This window comes from Pseudomonas japonica (assembly GCF_013522925.1).
GTDB lineage: Bacteria > Pseudomonadota > Gammaproteobacteria > Pseudomonadales > Pseudomonadaceae > Aquipseudomonas > Aquipseudomonas japonica_A.
The window spans coordinates 364456-383227 of record NZ_JAAMQU010000004.1 but is presented as its reverse complement, the minus strand read 5'-3'; the positions used below and the strand labels follow the sequence as shown (position 1 = coordinate 383227).

Sequence of the window (18772 nt, the reverse complement as noted above, 5' to 3'; positions counted from 1 at the left end):
GGCTTTATTGCTGATAGATCTGGTCGAACACGCCGCCATCGGTGAAGTGGGTTTTCTGCACGGTGCGCCAGTCGCCAAAGGTTTTCTCGACCGACATGAAATCCACCTTCGGGAAGCGGTCGGCGTATTTGGCCAACACTGCCGGGTCCCGTGGGCGCAGGTAGTTGTTGGCGGCGATGTCCTGGCCCTCGGCGGACCAGAGGTATTTCAGGTAATCCTCGGCCAGGGCGCGGCTGCCTTTCTTTTCCACCACCTTGTCGACCACGGCGACCGGAGGCTCGGCCTCGGCCGAAACGCTCGGGTACACCACTTCGAACTGATCGCGGCCGAACTCACGGGCGATCATTTCGGCTTCGTTTTCGAAGGTCACCAGCACGTCGCCGATCTGGTTGGTCATGAACGTAGTGGTGGCTGCGCGGCCACCGGTGTCGAGCACAGGGGCCTGCTTGAACAGCTTGCCAACGAAGGCCTTGGCCTTGGCATCGTCGCCGCCGTTCTTGAGCACATAGGCCCAGGCGGAGAGGTAGGTGTAGCGGCCGTTGCCCGAGGTTTTCGGGTTGGGCACGATCACCTGCACGCCGTCCTTGAGCAGGTCTGGCCAGTCTTTCAGTTGTTTGGGGTTGCCCTTGCGCACGATGAACACCGTGGCGGAGGTAAAGGGTGCGCTGTGGTTGGGCAGCAGCGTTAGCCAGTTGTCGGGCACCAGTTTGCCGTTATCGGCCAAGGCGTTGATGTCAGTGGCCATGTTCATGGTAATGACATCCGCCGGCAGGCCATCGATCACCGAACGTGCCTGCTTGCTGGAGCCGCCGAAGGACATCTGCACGGTCACCGCTTCATTGTGCTCGGCTTGCCAGTGCTTCTGGAAGGCTGCGTTGTAATCCTTGTAGAAGTCGCGCATCACGTCATAGGAAACGTTGAGCAAGGTCGGCGCCGCACTGGCGGCAGTGGTGAACAGCGCCCCGGCGCAAAGCAGCGAGGCGGCAAGCAGTTTATTCACGAAGCGGTCCCTGTGGTGTCGTTATTGGTGGTGTGGGTTGGCCTGCCGGCGACTATAGCCAACAGGCCAAACGCCCGAAAGCACCAAATGTGCTGAGCTTATGCTCACGCCCTGCCGAGCCGGTCGCCGCCAAGGCGGGCTGCTACAGCGGCGGCTTCACTCCCACTCTACAACTACCTTGCCGAAGTGGTCGCCGCTTTCCTGGAAGCGGAACGCTGCTGCGAGCTGCTCCAGCGGGAAGCTACGGTCGATGACCGGGCGGATGCCGGTTTGTTCGAGCGCCGCTACGTATTCCTGCTGTTGCAGCCGGCTACCGACGATCAAGCCCTGCACTCGCGCCTGCCTGGCCATCAACAGCGCCGTGGGGACGTCGCCCTGCCGGCCGGTAAGCACGCCGATCAGCGAAATGTGCCCACCCACACGCACGGCGGCGATGGACTGCGCCAGGGTGCCCGGGCCGCCGAGCTCCACCACATGGTCCACGCCGCGGCCTTCGGTGTACTCCAGCACGGCCTTGCTCCACTCCGGCTGCTGTTTGTAATTGATGCCATGATCGGCGCCCAGCGCCTTGGCTCGCTTGAGCTTGTCATCTGAAGACGAGGTGACAATCACCCGCGCACCCATGGCCTTGGCGATCTGCAACGCCGCGATCGACACGCCGCCGGTGCCCAGGGTAAGCACCGTCTCGCCCGCCTTCAGCCCGCCGTCGCCTACCAGGGCACGCCAGGCTGTGAGGCCCGCCGTGGTGATGGTCGCGGCCTCGGCGTGGCTCCAGCCGCGCGGTGCCAGGGTGAAGGCGCTGGCCGGGCGTACTACATATTCAGCGGCGAAGCCGTCGGCGCCGTCCCCCGGGGTTTCGCCAAAGCTGCCCACTGCGGTGAAGGCTGGCCCTGCCGGCCATTGTGGGAAGAACGTGGACACCACCCTATCCCCGGGCTTGAATTCGGTCACGCCAGGGCCTACCGCTTCCACTACACCCGCGCCATCGGCCATGGGTATGCGGTTATCCGCAGCGGGAATGCTGCCGTTGGCAACCAACAGGTCGTGGAAATTGAGCGAGGTGGCCCGTACGGCAACCCGCACCTGACCGGGCCCGGGTTGGCCAGGGTCGGGCAAATCCACCAGTTGCAGTTGATCCAGCCCACCGGGGGCGCGAACGGTCATGGCTCTCATCTGGATTTCCTCCTCGAATCAGTTGGCAATGGACAACCATAGCTCGTGGATGGTTTGGCGATACGGCGTGTGGATTTGCGCGGGTACCGCCTCGAGATAGTCGCGCGCATGCTGGCGAACCTCGCCGGTGAGCGAAGCCAGATAGGCGATCGCTTGATCAACGGTGGGTATGCGGCCTTCCACGCCGTTGACCCGCGGGGGCAGGCCGGTCCAGATCACACCTTGGGCGCCACGCTCTTGGGCCCATCGGCTGATAAGCCCTGTGGGGTTACCCCCGATCGCCAGGCTGCCGATGCCATCGTCGCGCTCCGGTGGTATCCCCTCACGTGCCTTCAACGCGCTGCAGGCAGCTTCCAGCGTGGGGGAGGCAAGCCAGGCCCAAAGTACCGGTACCGGCTCGGCGTTGGCACACAGTGCCGTGGCCAGTTCGCCTGAATCCCCCACCCGGGAGAACTCGATGGGCAACCGGGGGCCGTCGGTGAACCATTCGCTGGCGACCGGCAGGTTGCCGGGTTTCCAGATCAAAGAGCCCCATCCAAGGCACGCAATCTTCACAGTCAGGCTCCCTCTATTGGCGCTTCATACGACCGCGCCAGCGAAGCGATTGCTCCGCCCGATAGTGCGCGGGGCCCGCCTCACAGTTCATCAGGAAATCACCGCGCCGATGGAACGCCTAGACCTGTGGCCGATCCTTTTTGAAAGCCCCTGCAAAGAAGGAAGCGCCATGGCGATTCGTCCGACCCTAGCGTCTGCCCAGTCCAGCCGTACCGATGAAAACCTCAGCCAGCCTGAGCGCGTATTGTCTGTGGCCGGTGGCGGCGCCTTGCTGCTCAATGGCCTGCGCACCGGCGGGGTGAGCGGCGCCCTGCAACTGGTGGCGGGTGGGTGGTCACTGTGGCGAGGCTACCAGGGCCGTTGTCAGCTCAAGGCGGCCTTGGCGCACACGCCACTGGAGCAGGAGTGGGAGGAGGAAACCGGCTGGGCCAGTACCAAGCTGGTAAGCCGAAGCATCACCGTGAACAAGCCTTTGGAAGAAGTGATTGCCTGGTGCCGGAACCCGGCCAATATCGGGCCGCTGATTCCGTGGGTCGATTCCATCGAGCAGACCGCCGACGACACCTATCGCTGGACCGTGCGCGGGCCAGGCGATCGTACCTTCAGTTGGACGCTGATTCAGAGCGAGCCCGACGCGGGCCGGGCGTTGCGCTGGAATACGCCGGGCGAAGGCGTATGGCAGCACGAAGCCGATGCCCGTTTCACTGAAGCACCCCAGGGGCAAGGGACAGAAATCAAACTGGTGCTGGCTACCGAGCCACCCGAGGGAGCGCCTGGCTATGCCGTGGCGAGCTTGATCAGCCGCTTCACTCACAAAGCGCTGCTGTACCTGCTTCGCGCGCTCAAACAGCAAATGGAAACCGGCGAGATCGCGACCAGTCGTCCGCGCAACGGCGTACGCGATTTCCTGTTCATTCACCCCGATCATCGCGCCCAGGCCGACGAAGCCGTGGCGACCGAGACCCTCGAAGGAGGCATTCACTGATGCGCGCGCTAACCTGGCAAGGCCCAAACCGGCTACAGGTCGAGACTGTTCCAGACCCCATACTGCTCAACCCACAGGACGCCATCATCAAGGTCACGCTGTCATCGGTGTGTGGCTCGGACCTGCACCTGCTGGGCGGGTATGTGCCCACGATGCACGCCGGCGACATCCTCGGCCATGAGTTCCTCGGCGAAGTCGTGGAAGTGGGGGCGCGTGTAAACTCCGTGGCCAAAGGGGACCGGGTGATTACCGTGTCGATCATCGGCTGTGGCGAGTGCGAACATTGCCGTCGGCAGGACTTTTCCTGCTGCGACAACTCCAACCCTAACCCTTGCGTAACGGAAATGGCCTACGGGCAACCCTGCGGCGGGATCATCGGCTACAGCCACGCTTTCGGTGGCTACGCCGGTAGCCACGCGACGTACATCCGCGTGCCGTATGCCGACGTAAACCTGTTCAAGGTGCCGGACGGCGTGACTGACGAGCAGGCGGTATTTGTGTCCGATGCCGCGCCAACCGGTTACTTCGCCGCCGACAACGCGGGTATCCAGCCGGGCGATACAGTCGCGGTATGGGGCTGCGGCGCGGTAGGGCAGATGGCGATCGCCAGCGCGTACCTGCTGGGTGCCGAACGGGTGATTGCGATCGACCGCCTGACCGATCGGCTTACCCTGGCGGAGAACAAGGTGGGTGCTATCGCGCTGGACTATGAAACCACCAATATCCACCAGGCCCTGCTCGAGCTCACGGGCGGCCGAGGGCCCGACCGTTGCATCGACTGTGTGGGCATGGAGGCGCACGGCACCGAAGTGGACTATGTGTACGACAAGACCAAGCAGCTGATGCGGCTGCACACCGAGCGCGGTTCAGTATTGCGCCAGGCCATCCGCGCCTGCCGCAAGGGCGGGACGGTGTCGGTGGTAGGGGTGTATGGCGGCCTGCTGGATAAATTCCCCATGGGCGCCGTGCTGAACAAGGCCCTCACCCTGCGCGCGGGCCAGCAACCTGGCCAACGCTACGCCAACCGGCTGTTCGAGCACATCCAGAACGGCCAGCTCGATCCGTCCTGGATGCTCACCCACCCCATGGACCTGGAAGACAGCGCCGAGGGCTACAAGCTGTTCAAGGAAAAAGGCGACGAGTGCCTGAGGGCTGTGTTCAGGCCATAAGTGGCGGCCCCGGTGCTTCCACGAATTATTGTGGGAGCAAGCGCAGCCGCAGGCGGAGCTCGCGAATAAGGGCTACAGCCCGCACCCCTTCAGCACTAGGGTAGTGATGGTCTGGGTAGCGGCCTCGTAGTCATCCACGCTCAACTGCGCCTTGCCCGTCACGGTCGCGATCTGCCAGTCGAAGTCGGCGTAGGTCTGGGTGGCCGCCCAGATGCTGAACATCAGGTGATGGGGGTCCACCGGCGCCATCAGGCCGCGGTCCACCCATTGCTGGAGGCAGCCAATGTTGTGCCGCGCCTGGGCGTTGAGGGCTTCTGCCAGATCCGGTGGCAAGTGCGGCGCGCCGTGCATGATTTCGCTGGCGAACACCTTTGAAGCATGGGGGAGGTCGCGGGAAATTCGCACCTTGGCACGGATATAATCTGTCAGCACCTCGCGCGGGTTACCCTCAGGATTGAACGGCGCCGATGCCTGCAGTAATGGCTGCACGATGCTGTGCAGCACCTCGCGGTACAAGCCTTCCTTGGACTTGAAGTAGTAGTACACATTGGGCTTGGGCACCCCGGCGCGCGCGGCAATGTCGCTGGCCTTGGCGGCGGCGAAGCCCTTGTCGGCGAATTCCTGGCTGGCGGCGCGAAGAATCAGTTCGCGGTTACGTTCGCGGATACGGGTCATGGCAGGCGCAAAAGCCGCAAGCTTCGACGCAAATGCTTCTACACGCAAGCGTCGCGCGGCTGAAACCGCGCGCGCTCATGCGCAAGGCGCCTCAGGCGTCCTCGAAAGGCCCCTGTGCGGCGAACGCACCACCGTGGTACAGCGCGGCCGGGTCGTCCGCTGCGACCGGCGGCTGAGCGTCGACCTTGGCCTGGAAGCGCGCCGAGCTGTCCTTGGGCTCGTAGCCCAGGTGCGCTGCAAGGCGGTTGTCCCACCACACTTGCGGGTTATCCGACATGCCGAACACCACGGTATGGCCCAGGTCTGGCGCGTCCATGCCCTTCACGATCAATTGCGTGAGGTCGTCGTAGCTCAACCAGGTGCACATCATCCGGCGGTTCTGTGGCTCCGGGAAGGATGAGCCGATGCGGATGCTCAAGGTTTCGATGCCATAGCGGTCGTAATAGAACGTTGCCAGGTCCTCGCCGTAGGACTTGGACAGGCCGTAATAGCCATCCGGGCGACGCGGCGCGAGGGCGTCGATGGTTTCGGTCTGCTTGTAAAAGCCCACCACGTGGTTACTGCTGGCGAAGATCACACGCTGCACGTTGTGCCGACGCGCGGCTTCATAGATGTGGTAAGTGCCAGCGATATTAGGCCCGAGGATTTCCTCGAAAGGGCGCTCTACCGACACGCCACCAAAATGCAAAATGGCGTCCACGCCTTTTACCAATTGATCAACGGCCGCCTTGTCAGCGAGGTCGCAAATCACCACCTCTTCATTTTCGCCGGCTTCTTGCGGGGCGACGATATCCGACAGGCGCAGCATCGAGGCGTAGGGCTTGAGCGTTTGCCGCAAAACCTTGCCCAGGCCGCCCGCGGCACCGGTAAGTAGAATCCGGCGGGGTGTGAAGGTGTCAGGGGTCGATGCAGTCATGGGTGCTCCCGTTATTGTCGTTATCGGTTGTCATATAACTTGGCCCAGTATCGCCATGCCGCCTGATTTGTCAAAGGGCACACGCGTTCATGCCTTCATGGCATGACGTAGTGCCCAATGCTCGTTTGTTCCGCCGCCTGCCAGCCTTGGATACTGCACCTTTAGACAAGGAGCCAGGCATGCAAGCAGACGCCCAGGGGTACCGTTTCAACCCGGCCTTCGAGGCACCGGGCGGGTCAGCGATCCGCGAACTGTTCAAATACCTGTCGCGGCCGGGAATGATCTCGTTCGCCGGCGGGTACCCGGCGCCTGGCCTGTTCGATGCTGAAGGCCTTGCGCTGGCCAGTGCACAGGGCATGGCCGAGCCGGTCACCAGCCTGCAATACGGCGCCACCGAAGGCACCCCGGCGTTACGTGAGCAACTGGCCGCGTTGATGGCGCGGCGCGGCGCGGCCGTGGCGGTGGATGATCTGATCGTTACCACCGGTTCCCAGCAAGGGCTGGACCTGCTCATCCGTGTGTTGCTCAGCCCGGGTGATGCTGTGTTGGTGGAACGGCCTACCTATCCCGCCGCGCTGCAAGCATTGCGGCTGGCCGGGTGTGCGATCGGCAGCATTGCCGGCGATGCCGACGGGCTTGACCCCAATGCGTTGGCACAGCAGTTGGAGGCGGCGCCCCCGGGGCATTTCCGGCTGCTTTATTGCGTACCGGATTTCGCCAACCCTACCGGTGCCTGCCTGTCCCTTGGGCGGCGGCTGGAGGTTCTGGCGTTGGCGGCGCGGCATGACCTGCTGCTGGTGGAGGATGACCCTTACGGCGCGCTGCGCTTTACCGGTGAGCCTGTGCCGTCGCTGCTCGCGCTGTCCCGGCAGGTGCCGGGCGCGGAAGGGCGGGTGGTTCACCTTTCCAGCCTGTCCAAGATCGTTGCTCCTGGCCTGCGGGTTGGCTGGATGATTGCGCCCGCGCCGGTTCGTCAGCGTTGCGTGATCGCCAAGCAGACCATCGACCTGTGCACCTCGCCGATCAGCCAGCAAATGGCTGCCTGCTACCTCGCCAGCGGTGCCCTGGAGCGTCATCTGCCCCTGTTGCGCCAGCGCTATGGCGAAAAGTGCCAGCGGATGATGGCTGGCATCGCGGCGCTGGGCGGGCGCCTCGAGGTGGCGGCACCTACCGGCGGGATGTTTGTGTGGGGGCGCCTGGCCGATGGCGGCGATGCCCAGGCGTTGTTTGAACGCGCCATCGATCAGAACGTGATGTTCGTTCCGGGCAAGGCGTTCTATTCAAGCGAACCGGACCCTGCCAGCGTGCGGCTATCCTTCGCCGCACCTGGGCTGGAGGACATCGACGAAGGCTTGCATCGGCTTGCCAGGGCGTTCAACTGACGCGGCCGGATAGCGAGGGCGATGGCTTGCGGGTTACTCTTGGCGCCCGTCGTTTGATCCGTAAGTACACGCGAGCCCGCCATGAAGCTGCTGCTGGTAGAAGATGAGGCGCTGCTGCGCCATCACTTGCACACACGCCTGGGCGAATGCGGCCATATCGTGGAAGCGGTGGCTGATGCCCAGGCGGCCCTGCAACAGGCCGCGCAAACCGCTTTCGATCTGGTGATCGTCGACCTGGGGTTGCCGGGCCTGTCGGGCCTTGAGCTGATTCGCCAGTGGCGCGGCCAGGGCCTGGCGTTTCCTATCCTGATCCTTACCGCGCGGGGTAGCTGGCAGGACAAGGTCGAAGGGCTGGCGGCCGGTGCGGACGACTATATGGTCAAGCCCTTCCAGTTCGAAGAGGTAGAAGCCCGCCTTGGCGCCTTGCTGCGGCGCGTCAGCGGTTTTATCCAGCCCACCATCGTGGCCGGCCCGCTGGAGCTGGACCTCAATCGCAAGCAGGCAACATTGCAGGGCGAGGCGTTGGCGCTTACCGCATTCGAATACCGCATCCTCGAATACCTGATGCGCCATCACCAGCAGGTGGTGGCCAAGCAGCGGTTGATGGAGCAGCTGTACCCGGATGATGGCGAACACGACCCCAACGTGATCGAGGTGCTGGTGGGGCGCATCCGCCGCAAGCTGGAGGCCGCCGATGGTTTTCGGCCTATCGACACCGTGCGTGGCCTGGGCTATCTGTTTACCGAGCGCTGCCGATGATCCGCTCGCTGCGGCTGCGGCTGATGCTGGCCGGGGCCTTGCTGGCAGTGCTGTTCATGTTGGGGTTGCTGCCCGCGTTGCAAGGGGCCTTCAGCCTGGCGCTGCGCGAATCCGTGGAGGAGCGCCTGGCCACTGAAGTGACCACCCTTATATCCGCGGCACGCCTGGAGCAAGGGCAGTTGCGCATGCCCGCGCCGGTGCCGGATGAGCGCTTCGAGGTCCCCACCGAGCGTTCGCTGGGGTACATATTCGACCGGCAGGGCGCGTTGTTGTGGCGAAGCCCCGGCGCGCCGTCGCCGGAGTACAGCCCCCGTTATGACGGGAAGGGCAACCGGTTTTCCCGCTTCACCAGCGCCGATGGCCAGGCGTTCTGGGTATACGACGTAGAGGTACGGTTGTTGGGAGGCGAAAACGCAGCGTTCAGCTTCGTGGCCATGCAGTCTGTAGAACCTTACCAACGCACATTGAGCGCCCTGCGTGATCGGCTGTACCTGGGCTTTGGCGCAGCGCTGCTCACCCTGTTGGTGCTGTTCTGGGGTGGCATGACCTGGAGCCTGCGCTCGCTTCGGCGTTTGAGCCACGAGCTGGACGAGATCGAGAGCGGGCAGCGGCAGGGGCTGAGCGAGCGCCATCCCAGCGAACTGCTGCGCCTTACCCGCTCGCTCAACCGTTTGCTGGCCAGTGAAGGCGAACAGCGCCAGCGCTACCGGGATTCCCTCGGTGATCTGGCCCACAGCCTCAAAACCCCGTTGAGTGTGCTCCAGGGCATCGGCGAAACCCTGGCTAGTGACTCTCCGCACAGCGAGGAAGGCAAGCAGGCGGCGATCCTGCGCGGGCAGGTGGCACGCATGAGCCAGCAGATCGACTACCAGTTGCAACGGGCCAATGTGCGCCACGGCGGGCTGGTGCGGCGGCAGGTGGCCGTGCGCCCGGTGCTCGATAGCCTGGCGGCAAGCCTGCGCAAGGTGTACCCGGACAAGCCCGTGCAGCTGCATATCGCCCTCGACCCACCGGGTGTACTGCCGATCGAGGAGGGCGCCTTGATGGAGCTTTTGGGCAACCTGCTCGAGAACGCCTGGCGTTTGTGCCTGGAGGATGTGAGCGTGAGCCTGAGCGTGATCGGCCGGCGCCTGGAGCTGCTGCTCGAGGACGACGGGCCAGGTATTCCGCCGGAGCAGCGCAGCCGTATCCTTCAGCGGGGGGAACGGCTGGACCGGCAACATCCGGGGCAGGGGATCGGCCTGGCGGTTGCCCACGACATCATTCGCAGTTACCACGGCACCCTTACCCTCGAAGACTCGCCGTTGGGCGGCGCACGCTTCAGGATCAGTTTTCCCAAGGAATGATGGCGGATATCCGCCAGCGGCACGCTTCCTTGCACGGCAGTTGGCGAGAATCCGCCAGCTTGCCGTGTGGCCGTGGCTTCCTATACTGCTTGCAGATGCCGTATCGGCGGAGATCCAGGGCACTGCGCCAGGTTGGCATGAGCCTTGCGATTGTGTCCTCAGGCCGCCCGCGTGGGTGCATGCGCAGGCTGCAGGCCAAGAACAAATCCCTCCAGTCAGGAGGGTTCTCGCTTCATGTGTTGGGGTGTCGGGAAGACACTTGCCGGCACGCTTGAGGAAACTGCTATGACGACCCGTCAGCCGCTCTACAAGTCCCTGTATTTCCAGGTGATCCTCGCGATCATCATCGGCGTTCTGCTTGGCCACTTCTATCCTCAGACCGGCACGATGCTCAAGCCGCTGGGTGATGGCTTTATCAAACTGATCAAGATGGTCATCGCGCCCATCATCTTCTGTACGGTGGTGAGCGGTATCGCCGGCATGCAGAACATGAAGGCCGTGGGCAAGACGGGCGGCTACGCGCTGCTGTACTTCGAGATCGTATCCACCATTTCCCTCATCATCGGCCTGATCGTGGTCAACGTGGTGCAGCCCGGCGCTGGCATGCACATCGACCCCGCTACCCTGGACGCCTCCAAGGTCGCTTCTTATGTGACCCAGGGTGAAGGCCAGAGCGTTGTGGGCTTCCTGCTGAACGTGATCCCCAACACCATCGTCGGCGCGTTCGCCAACGGCGATATCCTTCAGGTGCTGATGTTCTCGGTGATCTTCGGCTTCGCCCTGCACCGCCTGGGGTCGTACGGCAAGCTGCTGGTGGACCTGATCGATCGCTTCGCCCATGTGATGTTCAACATCATCAACATGATCATGAAGCTCGCCCCGCTGGGTGCGTTGGGCGCCATGGCGTTCACCATCGGCAACTACGGCGTGGGTTCGCTGGTGCAACTGGGCCAGCTAATGCTGTGCTTCTACATCACCTGCGTACTGTTCGTGGTGGTGGTACTGGGCGCAATCGCCCGCGCTCACGGCTTCAGCGTGTTGAAGCTGGTGCGTTACATCCGTGAAGAACTGCTGATCGTGCTGGGCACCTCCTCGTCGGAATCCGCCCTGCCGCGCATGCTGGTGAAAATGGAGCGCCTGGGCGCGCAGAAGTCCGTCGTTGGCCTGGTGATCCCGACCGGTTACTCGTTCAACCTCGACGGTACCTCGATCTACCTCACCATGGCCGCCGTGTTCATCGCTCAGGCGACCGACACCCACATGGACATCACTCACCAGATCACCCTGCTGGCCGTATTGCTGCTGTCCTCCAAGGGCGCGGCGGGCGTAACCGGTAGCGGCTTCATCGTGCTGGCGGCCACGCTGTCCGCGGTTGGGCACCTGCCGGTGGCCGGCCTGGCGCTGATCCTGGGCATCGACCGCTTCATGTCCGAAGCCCGCGCCCTCACCAACCTGGTGGGCAACGCCGTGGCAACCGTGGTGGTTGCCAAGTGGGTTGGCGAGCTGGACGAAACCAAGCTGCAACACGAGCTGGCCTCTGGCGGCACCCCGCTGGAACTCACCCAGCCCAAGGACGACCTGCAAGTGGCCGAAGGTACGCGCTTGTAAGGTTGGCTGATGCTGTGAACGAAGCCCGGGCCAATAGCCCGGGCTTTTTCATTGCGCCCTTATTCGCGAGCTCCGCCTTCGGCTCCGCTTGCTCCCACAGGGGTAGGGGTAGTGTGTGGATGCCCCTCCAGGCCCCCTCACTCCACCCGCATTTCGCCGCTGAACACCAGCGTTTGCCGGCAACGGCGGCACAGGTAACGCCGACCTTGGCGCACCAGGCCATGGCGCTGGGCAGTGAAGGGGAACACGCCGTCGGTGCAGGGGCAGCGGTAGATGTAGCGCTTCACCTGGCGGCGTTTCACTTCGTAGTTGTGGCAGCGCAGCGGCGGCAGTTCGTACACGCCACGCATGATCAGCTGCCACTCTTGGCCATGGGGCTGGATGCGGTCGCCAAACATCTGGTGCGCCACCAGATGAGCCACCTCATGGGGGACCGTCTGGCGAAGAAAATCTTCGGTATTTTTCTGGTACAGCTCGTTGTTGAACCGCAGCTTGTTTTCGTACAAGTGCGCCACGCCGGCCTTCTGGCCTCGCAGCTTGAGGCTGACCACAGGCCTTTTGAACGGGCGCTTGAAGAAGGCTTCGGCCTGTTCGTAGCAGGCTTCGACGCGGTGAAGGAGGGGGTCGGACATAGGTATTGGCTCCACGAAGCGCAATTATGCCCTGCGGGCGGTTGGGTTGCCGAGCCGCTCGTCACCGATTCCTGCCGCAGGGCTCGCCAGCGCCGCCTTGTGGCCTACGCTCCGCCAGCGTTTGCAGGTAGAATGCGCGCCTTCGTATTCCGCTGTCGGCACGTATCAGGATTTCCTCATCATGGGCACCCTCTCGGTCAACCAGAACAAACTGCAGAAACGTCTTCGCCGCCTGGCGGGGGAAGCCGTGGCTGACTTCAACATGATCGAGGACGGCGACAAGGTGATGGTCTGCCTGTCCGGGGGCAAGGACAGCTACACCATGCTGGACGTGCTGCTGCACCTGCAAAAGGTCGCGCCCATCCGCTTCGAGCTGGTGGCGGTGAACATGGACCAGAAGCAGCCTGGTTTTCCCGAGCATGTGCTGCCGGCCTACCTGAAGGAACTGGGGGTGGACTACCACATCCTCGAGAAGGACACCTACTCGGTGGTGAAGGCGCTCATCCCGGAAGGGAAGACCACCTGCTCGCTGTGTTCGCGCCTGCGCCGCGGCACGCTCTACACCTTCGCCGATGAAATCGGTGCCACCAAGATGGCGCTCGGGCATCACCGGGACGACATCGTCGAAACCTTCTTCCTGAACATGTTCTTCAACGGCACCATCAAGGCGATGCCGCCCAAGCTGCTGGCCGATGATGGCCGCAACGTGGTGATCCGCCCGCTGGCCTACTGCGCCGAGAAGGACATCCAGGCCTACTCGGATATGAAGCAGTTCCCGATCATCCCGTGCAACCTGTGTGGCTCCCAGGAAAACCTGCAGCGCCAGGTGGTCAAGGACATGCTGGTGGAGTGGGAGCGCAAGCACCCGGGGCGCACCGAGAACATTTTCCGTGGGCTGCAGAACGTCGTGCCCTCGCAGTTGGCCGACCGCGACCTGTTCAACTTCACCGACCTGCGTATCGACGAAAGCGCAACGCCCCGGTTTGTCGATGTGATGAACCTCTGACTCCACTCATCGGCCGTGCCAGCCGCCGTCGAGCGCTGGCACAACGGCCGTCTGTATCGGGTTCGCCCGCTATCGAACGCCGCCTGGCCTCCCGGCTTGCCTTAAGCTGCCGAACAGCATCGGACGAACGGTAATCCCGTAATAACCCCCTCTATTTCCATAGCCCCAGCGGCCTTTCTGCCCACAATTTTCACTGGTAGAGAGATCATACCATCATCCAAGTATACAAACAGTTCAGGTGATGCTAGAACTCTCCCATGCCCGTGCCACTGTGAGCCCGGGTGAGGCGTGGATCGCTGCCTTATCGCGACCCTAATAAGAAAACACTCGTCACACCGGTGGGCGCCCTGGCGAACACCCTGTCGATGAGCCGGAGAGAACAGACATGTCCCAGGTCTCCGCAGCCCCTCAGGTCGAGCAATCGGCTATCCGCAAGATCTCGCTTCGCCTGGTGCCCTTCGTGGCACTGATGTTCTTCATCAACTTCCTTGACCGTACGGCGATTTCCTTCGCGGGCCCTAATGGCATGACCCAGGACCTGGGGCTGACCATCGCCCAGTTCGGCATGGCCTCGGGCATCTTCTTCATTGGTTACATTCTTCTGGAAGTGCCGAGCAACCTGGCCTTGCATCGCTTCGGGGCGCGCAAGTGGCTGGCGCGGATCATGGTGTCGTGGGGCATCGTTTCGCTGCTGTTCACCTGGGTGTCCAGCGTGGAAGGGCTGTATGCCTTGCGTGTACTACTGGGGGTTGCCGAGGCAGGGTTCTTCCCCGGGGCCATTCTGTTCCTCAGCCTCTGGGTACCCGGGCGCTATCGCAGCAAGATCCTCTCGCTGTTCTACCTGGCACAACCGCTCACCGTGGTCATCGGCGCCCCGCTGGCAGCGTGGCTGATCAGCCATGACGGCTTGTTCGGCCTGGCAGGCTGGCGGGTAATGTTCCTCGGGGTGTCGATACCCGCGATCGTGGTGGGCTTGATTGCCTGGTTCTACTTGGTAGACCGGCCGGCCAGCGCCAAGTGGCTCAACGAAGAAGAACGCACCTGGCTGGTAAGCGAACTGGAACGCGAGCAGCAACAGGCCCAGGCCAGTACTCACCACCTCAGTGTTGGCAAGGCCATGCTCAACGGGCGGGTATGGGTGCTGTGCTTCATCTACTTCGGGTTCATCTACGGCCTGTATGCATTGGCGTTCTTCCTCCCCACCATCATCGGCGGGTTCCAGGCGCAGTTCGGCACCACGTTTACCGTATTCCAGAAGGGGCTGATCACCGCCATCCCGTACCTGCCGGCAGCGGTAGCGCTGTACCTCTGGTCCCGTGACGCCACCAAGCGCGGCTGCCGCACCTGGCACATCGCGTTGCCGGCCGTGACTGGCGCGGTCAGCATTCCGCTGGCGCTGGCCATGGGGTCGCCGACCGCGACGGTAGCGGTGGTCACTATCACCGCGTGCTCCATCTTTGCGGCGCTGCCGAACTTCTGGACCCTGCCCACCCGCTTCCTCACCGGTGCCTCCGCGGCAGCCGCTGTGGCGCTGATCAATACCGTAGGCAACGTGGCCGGTTTTTCGGCGGGGTTCGTCACCGGCATGCTCAAGGAAAGCACCGGCAGCTACGCCGTGCCGATGTTCGTGGTTGGCGGGCTGATGCTGATGTCGGCGGTGCTGATGGTGTTGCTGGGCCAACAGCGGCCTACCGCGTCGAAAGACACGCTGGCGCCCGTGCGTCACGCGCACTGAGGAGATAACAATAATGACCCGTCTGTTTAATCAGCCCTCTGACTTCGCCGGTGAACTGGTAGAAGGCTTTGTCGCGGTACACAGCGACAAGGTCCGCCGGGTGCCTGGCGGGGTGGTGCGCAATACCCGCACCCCCGACAACAGCGTTGCCGTGGTGATTGGCGGTGGCTCCGGCCACTACCCGGCGTTCGCTGGTTTGGTGGGGCAGGGGTTGGCCCATGCCGCGGTGATGGGCAACCTGTTCGCCTCGCCCTCGGCGCAGCAGATCTACGGCGTAGCCCGCCTGGCGAACAAAGGCGCGGGCGTGCTGCTCGGCTACGGCAACTACGCCGGCGACGTGCTGCATTTTGGCCTGGCCCGCGATCGGTTGCTGGCCGAAGGCATTGCCTGCGAAGTGATCGCGGTCACGGATGACATCTCCAGCGCGTCGAGCCAGGAGCTGCACAAGCGCCGCGGCATCGCCGGCGACCTGGTGGTGTTCAAGGCCGCCAGCGCGGCGGCCGAGGAAGGCTATGACTTTGCCGAGGTGGTGCGGGTGGCCCGGCATGCCAACCAGCGCACCCGGTCATTGGGCGTGGCGTTTACCGGCTGCACGCTACCAGGCGCCGACCATCCGCTGTTCACCGTGCCGCACGGGAAGATGGCCCTGGGCATGGGCATCCATGGCGAGCCCGGTATCGACGAGGGGCCCGTGCCCAGCGCCGACGAGTTGGCCGAGCTGCTGGTGGCGTCCTTGCTCAAGGACCTGCCAGAAGGGATCGGCCAGCCCGCCGGTCACCGTGTGGCGGTCATTCTCAACGGCCTGGGCAGCGTCAAGTACGAAGAACTCTTTGTGGTGTATCGGCGGGTGGCGCAACTGCTGAGCAATATAGGGCTGACCGTAGTAGAGCCCGAAGTGGGTGAACTGGTGACCAGTTTCGACATGGCCGGCGTATCGCTCACCCTGTGCTGGCTGGACCCGGAACTGGAGCGGTTCTGGTGCGCCGCTGCCGCCACGCCGGCTTACCGCAAGGGCAACGTGATGTTCGCCGAACGGCTGGGCGCGCTCGACCTGGCCCCTTTGCAAAGTGCTGCGATCCCCCCCGCCAGTGCCAAATCCCGCCGCTCGGCGCATTGCGTGCTCCAGGCCCTGGAAATAGCCGAACGTACCGTGCTCGAGCACGTGGAGGAGTTGGGCCGTATCGACGCGGTGGCCGGCGACGGCGACCATGGCATCGGCATGCAACGCGGGGTAATGGCTGCCGTGGCCCGGGCGCGTGAAGTGCTGGCCCAGGGCGCGGGTGCCGGTACCTTGCTGCGCTGCGCCGCCGATGCCTGGGCCGACAAGGCCGGGGGCACCTCAGGGGCCATCTGGGGCGTGGCGCTCACCGCGCTCGGGAGCAGCCTGGGCGACACGCTCGACCCCGACGCCAGTCGGGTGGCCAAGGGCATTCAACACGCCAGTGACGGTATTCGCCATTTCGGCAAGGCCCAGGTGGGCGACAAGACACTGGTGGATGTGTTGGTGCCCTTTGCCCAGGCCCTGAACGAGGCGGCGGGGCAGGGGCTTGAGCTTGCCGAGGCCTGGCGGCATGCCGCCGCGGTGGCCCGGGACGCCTGCGCGGCCACCGCGCAACTGCGCCCGAAAATCGGCCGCGCTCGCCCTTTGGCGGAGAAAAGCCTGGGCACCCCGGACGCCGGCGCCGTATCGCTGAGCCTGATCATCACCGCCATCGAGCCGCTGCTGGCGGCTGGAGTGAGCGCCGCACGCCGCCCAGAGGAGAGCCTTCATGAGTGACACACTGCGAATAGTCATCGGCTGCGACGACGCCGGTTTCGAATACAAGGAAGCGCTCAAGCGTGACCTGCTCGCCAACCCTCTGGTCAGCCATGTGGAGGACGTGGGGGTGGACAGCCAAAGCCATACCGCGTACCCCTTGGTGGCCATCGCGGCAGCGGAAAAAGTGGCCGCCGGCGACGCCGATCGTGCGCTATTGATCTGCGGCACGGGCCTGGGGGTAGCGATCGCTGCCAATAAAGTACCCGGCATTCGGGCGGTTACGGCCCATGACAGCTTCTCGGTGGAGCGCGCCGTGCTCAGCAATAACGCCCAGGTGCTGACCTTCGGCCAACGGGTGATCGGCCTTGAGCTGGCCCGCCGCCTGTTGAAGGAATGGCTCACCTATCGCTTCGACGAAACTTCAGCCTCGGCCCTCAAGGTCAAGACACTGTCGGACTACGAGCAGGTCGGCAGCCGATGAGCCGCCCGGCCGTTACGCTGGGCGTGAGCCTGAAGATGTACTTCGGCTACCAGCAGACGCTGGACTGGTCGCGGGCCATCGCCGCGCTGCTGCGGGAACATCCGCAGGTGCGCAGCGGCGCCATCGAGGTGTTCGTGATTCCCAGCTTTCCGATGCTGGCCGCTACGCTGGAGATTTTTGATGGCCTGGCGGTGGTCGGGGCGCAAAACCTTGCCTGGGAAGACCAAGGCGCCTGGACCGGTGAAGTCAGCCCGCACGTGCTCGCGGAAATGGGCTGCCAGGTGGCGGAAATCGGTCACGCCGAACGCCGCCGGCACTTTGCCGAGACCGATCGCCAGATCGCCGACAAGACCGCCGCGGCCTGGCGCAACGGGCTCACCCCCGTGCTGTGCCTGGGCGAAACCCAACAAGGCAGCATCACCGAGGCGGTGGCGGTGTGCAAAGGCCAGCTGGATGCAGCCCTTGCGCCTGCGTTGGCGGCCGGGTTGAGCGGCGAATTGCTCCTGGCCTACGAGCCGCAATGGGCCATCGGCGCGGCGGAGCCAGCCAGCCCGGACTATATCGCCGAGGTGTGCCAGCAGTTGCGGCGCGAAGGGGCGCGGGTGATCTACGGCGGCAGTGCCAAGCCCGGCTTGCTGAGCCAGCTGGGCGGGCAGGTGGATGGGCTATTCCTGGGGCGCTTCGCCCACGATCCCCACGCGTTCGCCGCCATTCTGCAAGAAGCCGCACAGTGCGCCGCACATCCAAGGGAGACGCAGACATGGCAATCGGCCTGAGCACCTATTCGTTCTTCTGGCGCGCATCGGATCGGGTGCCTCACCCGATGGACCTACCCGCCATGCTCCAACACACTGCCGACCTGGGCGCTACGGTGTTCCAGATCTGTGACTATGCCGGGCTCGAAGCCTTATCGCCGCAGCAGCTGCGCGAACTGCGGCAGCAGGCCGATGCGCTTGGGCTTACCCTCGAGCTTGGTACCCGTGGCCTGCGCACCGAGCACCTGCTCAAGTACCTGGGTTATGCGGACATCCTCGGCGCCAAGGTGCTGCGCAGCATGTTCAACGGTGCCGCGCACCGGCCCAGCCCTGACGAAGCGTTCGCCCTGCTGGAAACCATCGCCCCACGGCTGGCCGAGCAGGGCGTACGGCTGGCGCTTGAAACCTATGAACAAGTGCCTTCCAGCACACTATTGGCTGTGGTCGAGCGGCTCGCCAGCCCCTGGGTAGGCATTTGCCTCGACCCTGGCAACTGTGTGGCCGCGCTCGAATTACCTCAAGCCGTCATCGATCGCTGCGCAGCGCGCACCCTCAACCTGCATGTGAAGGATTTTGCATTCTCGCGCCGGGACGGTTGGGTCGGCTTTACCTACGCCGGCTGCCCGTTGGGCGAGGGGTTGCTGGATTACGACTATCTGCGCGCGGCAGTCCAGCCCGAGGCGCGGGGCATCAACCAGATCATCGAACACTGGCTGCCGTGGCAGCTCGATGCGGCCACCACCTGCGCGCTGGAAGACCAGTGGACCCGCCACAACCTTGATTACCTCAACGCCAAGGCTGCCACACCGCCCGGCGCCCCTCACTTCCCTCTTTGA

General features: G+C 63.9%; 18 protein-coding genes. 12 read left to right on the top strand and 6 right to left on the bottom strand.

Features of this window, described 5'->3' with window-relative positions:
• Nucleotides 1-4: 4 nt before the first annotated feature.
• From G7016_RS08880 to G7016_RS08870, 3 genes are all read right to left on the bottom strand, one after another.
• Nucleotides 5-1000 carry a sulfate ABC transporter substrate-binding protein gene (locus G7016_RS08880; protein ID WP_181112905.1) on the bottom strand — a complete coding sequence of 332 codons (996 nt, stop codon included), beginning with the start codon at nt 998-1000 and terminating at the stop codon, nt 5-7.
• Between the two features lie 156 nt (nt 1001-1156).
• Complete coding sequence (locus tag G7016_RS08875) at nt 1157-2173, bottom strand: zinc-dependent alcohol dehydrogenase family protein (protein WP_181112902.1); 1017 nt, start codon at nt 2171-2173, stop codon at nt 1157-1159.
• A gap of 18 nt (nt 2174-2191) precedes the next feature.
• Nucleotides 2192-2698 (bottom strand): hypothetical protein, encoded by a 507-nt coding sequence (locus tag G7016_RS08870; protein WP_219856237.1) that lies wholly within the window; start codon nt 2696-2698, stop codon nt 2192-2194.
• 199 nt (nt 2699-2897) lie between these two features.
• On the opposite strand from G7016_RS08870, the gene G7016_RS08865 reads away from it, so the two are divergent.
• Nucleotides 2898-3713: an SRPBCC family protein gene (locus G7016_RS08865; protein WP_181112897.1), complete on the top strand. Its 816-nt coding sequence runs from the start codon at nt 2898-2900 to the stop codon at nt 3711-3713.
• Nucleotides 3713-4882, top strand: a complete 1170-nt coding sequence (locus G7016_RS08860) for a zinc-dependent alcohol dehydrogenase (RefSeq protein WP_181112895.1) — start codon at nt 3713-3715, stop codon at nt 4880-4882. Before G7016_RS08865 ends, G7016_RS08860 begins: the two co-directional genes overlap by 1 nt.
• A 72-nt stretch (nt 4883-4954) precedes the next feature.
• On the opposite strand, the gene G7016_RS08855 is transcribed toward G7016_RS08860, so the two are convergent.
• Together G7016_RS08855 and G7016_RS08850 are read right to left on the bottom strand one after the other, a co-directional pair.
• On the bottom strand, nt 4955-5557 hold the full coding sequence (locus G7016_RS08855; protein ID WP_181112892.1) for a TetR/AcrR family transcriptional regulator: 603 nt from the start codon (nt 5555-5557) through the stop codon (nt 4955-4957).
• Nucleotides 5558-5648: 91 nt separating this feature from the next.
• Nucleotides 5649-6473 (bottom strand): NAD-dependent epimerase/dehydratase family protein, encoded by an 825-nt coding sequence (locus G7016_RS08850; RefSeq protein ID WP_181112889.1) that lies wholly within the window; start codon nt 6471-6473, stop codon nt 5649-5651.
• A gap of 179 nt (nt 6474-6652) precedes the next feature.
• On the opposite strand from G7016_RS08850, the gene G7016_RS08845 reads away from it, so the two are divergent.
• The 4 genes from G7016_RS08845 to G7016_RS08830 all read left to right on the top strand — a co-directional run bounded on the left by G7016_RS08845 (nt 6653) and on the right by G7016_RS08830 (nt 11568).
• Nucleotides 6653-7855, top strand: a complete 1203-nt coding sequence (locus G7016_RS08845) for an aminotransferase-like domain-containing protein (protein WP_181112886.1) — start codon at nt 6653-6655, stop codon at nt 7853-7855.
• A gap of 81 nt (nt 7856-7936) precedes the next feature.
• Nucleotides 7937-8614: a response regulator gene (locus G7016_RS08840; protein ID WP_181112883.1), complete on the top strand. Its 678-nt coding sequence runs from the start codon at nt 7937-7939 to the stop codon at nt 8612-8614.
• Entirely contained in the window at nt 8611-9960 is a 1350-nt protein-coding gene (locus G7016_RS08835) for an ATP-binding protein (RefSeq protein WP_181112881.1), read from the top strand. The genes G7016_RS08840 and G7016_RS08835 overlap by 4 nt, the downstream gene beginning before the upstream one ends.
• 285 nt (nt 9961-10245) lie before the next feature.
• Nucleotides 10246-11568: a dicarboxylate/amino acid:cation symporter gene (locus G7016_RS08830; protein ID WP_181112878.1), complete on the top strand. Its 1323-nt coding sequence runs from the start codon at nt 10246-10248 to the stop codon at nt 11566-11568.
• Between the two features lie 137 nt (nt 11569-11705).
• Here G7016_RS08830 and G7016_RS08825 read toward each other — a convergent pair whose 3' ends face one another.
• Nucleotides 11706-12200, bottom strand: coding sequence for a SprT family zinc-dependent metalloprotease (locus G7016_RS08825; protein WP_181112876.1), 495 nt, complete (start codon nt 12198-12200; stop codon nt 11706-11708).
• Between the two features lie 181 nt (nt 12201-12381).
• On the opposite strand from G7016_RS08825, the gene ttcA reads away from it, so the two are divergent.
• The 6 genes from ttcA to G7016_RS08795 all read left to right on the top strand — a co-directional run bounded on the left by ttcA (nt 12382) and on the right by G7016_RS08795 (nt 18772).
• Nucleotides 12382-13206 carry a tRNA 2-thiocytidine(32) synthetase TtcA gene (ttcA, locus tag G7016_RS08820; RefSeq protein ID WP_181112874.1) on the top strand — a complete coding sequence of 275 codons (825 nt, stop codon included), beginning with the start codon at nt 12382-12384 and terminating at the stop codon, nt 13204-13206.
• Nucleotides 13207-13591: 385 nt separating this feature from the next.
• Nucleotides 13592-14941 carry an MFS transporter gene (locus G7016_RS08815; protein ID WP_181112872.1) on the top strand — a complete coding sequence of 450 codons (1350 nt, stop codon included), beginning with the start codon at nt 13592-13594 and terminating at the stop codon, nt 14939-14941.
• A 13-nt stretch (nt 14942-14954) separates the two neighbouring features.
• Nucleotides 14955-16718 carry a dihydroxyacetone kinase family protein gene (locus G7016_RS08810; RefSeq protein ID WP_181112870.1) on the top strand — a complete coding sequence of 588 codons (1764 nt, stop codon included), beginning with the start codon at nt 14955-14957 and terminating at the stop codon, nt 16716-16718.
• Nucleotides 16711-17181 carry a ribose-5-phosphate isomerase gene (locus G7016_RS08805; RefSeq protein WP_181112868.1) on the top strand — a complete coding sequence of 157 codons (471 nt, stop codon included), beginning with the start codon at nt 16711-16713 and terminating at the stop codon, nt 17179-17181. Before G7016_RS08810 ends, G7016_RS08805 begins: the two co-directional genes overlap by 8 nt.
• Nucleotides 17178-17957: a triose-phosphate isomerase family protein gene (locus G7016_RS08800; protein ID WP_181112866.1), complete on the top strand. Its 780-nt coding sequence runs from the start codon at nt 17178-17180 to the stop codon at nt 17955-17957. The genes G7016_RS08805 and G7016_RS08800 overlap by 4 nt, the downstream gene beginning before the upstream one ends.
• The gene (locus G7016_RS08795) at nt 17942-18772 is read left to right on the top strand and encodes a sugar phosphate isomerase/epimerase family protein (protein WP_181112862.1); all 831 of its coding nucleotides are present in this window, start codon (nt 17942-17944) and stop codon (nt 18770-18772) included. The genes G7016_RS08800 and G7016_RS08795 overlap by 16 nt, the downstream gene beginning before the upstream one ends.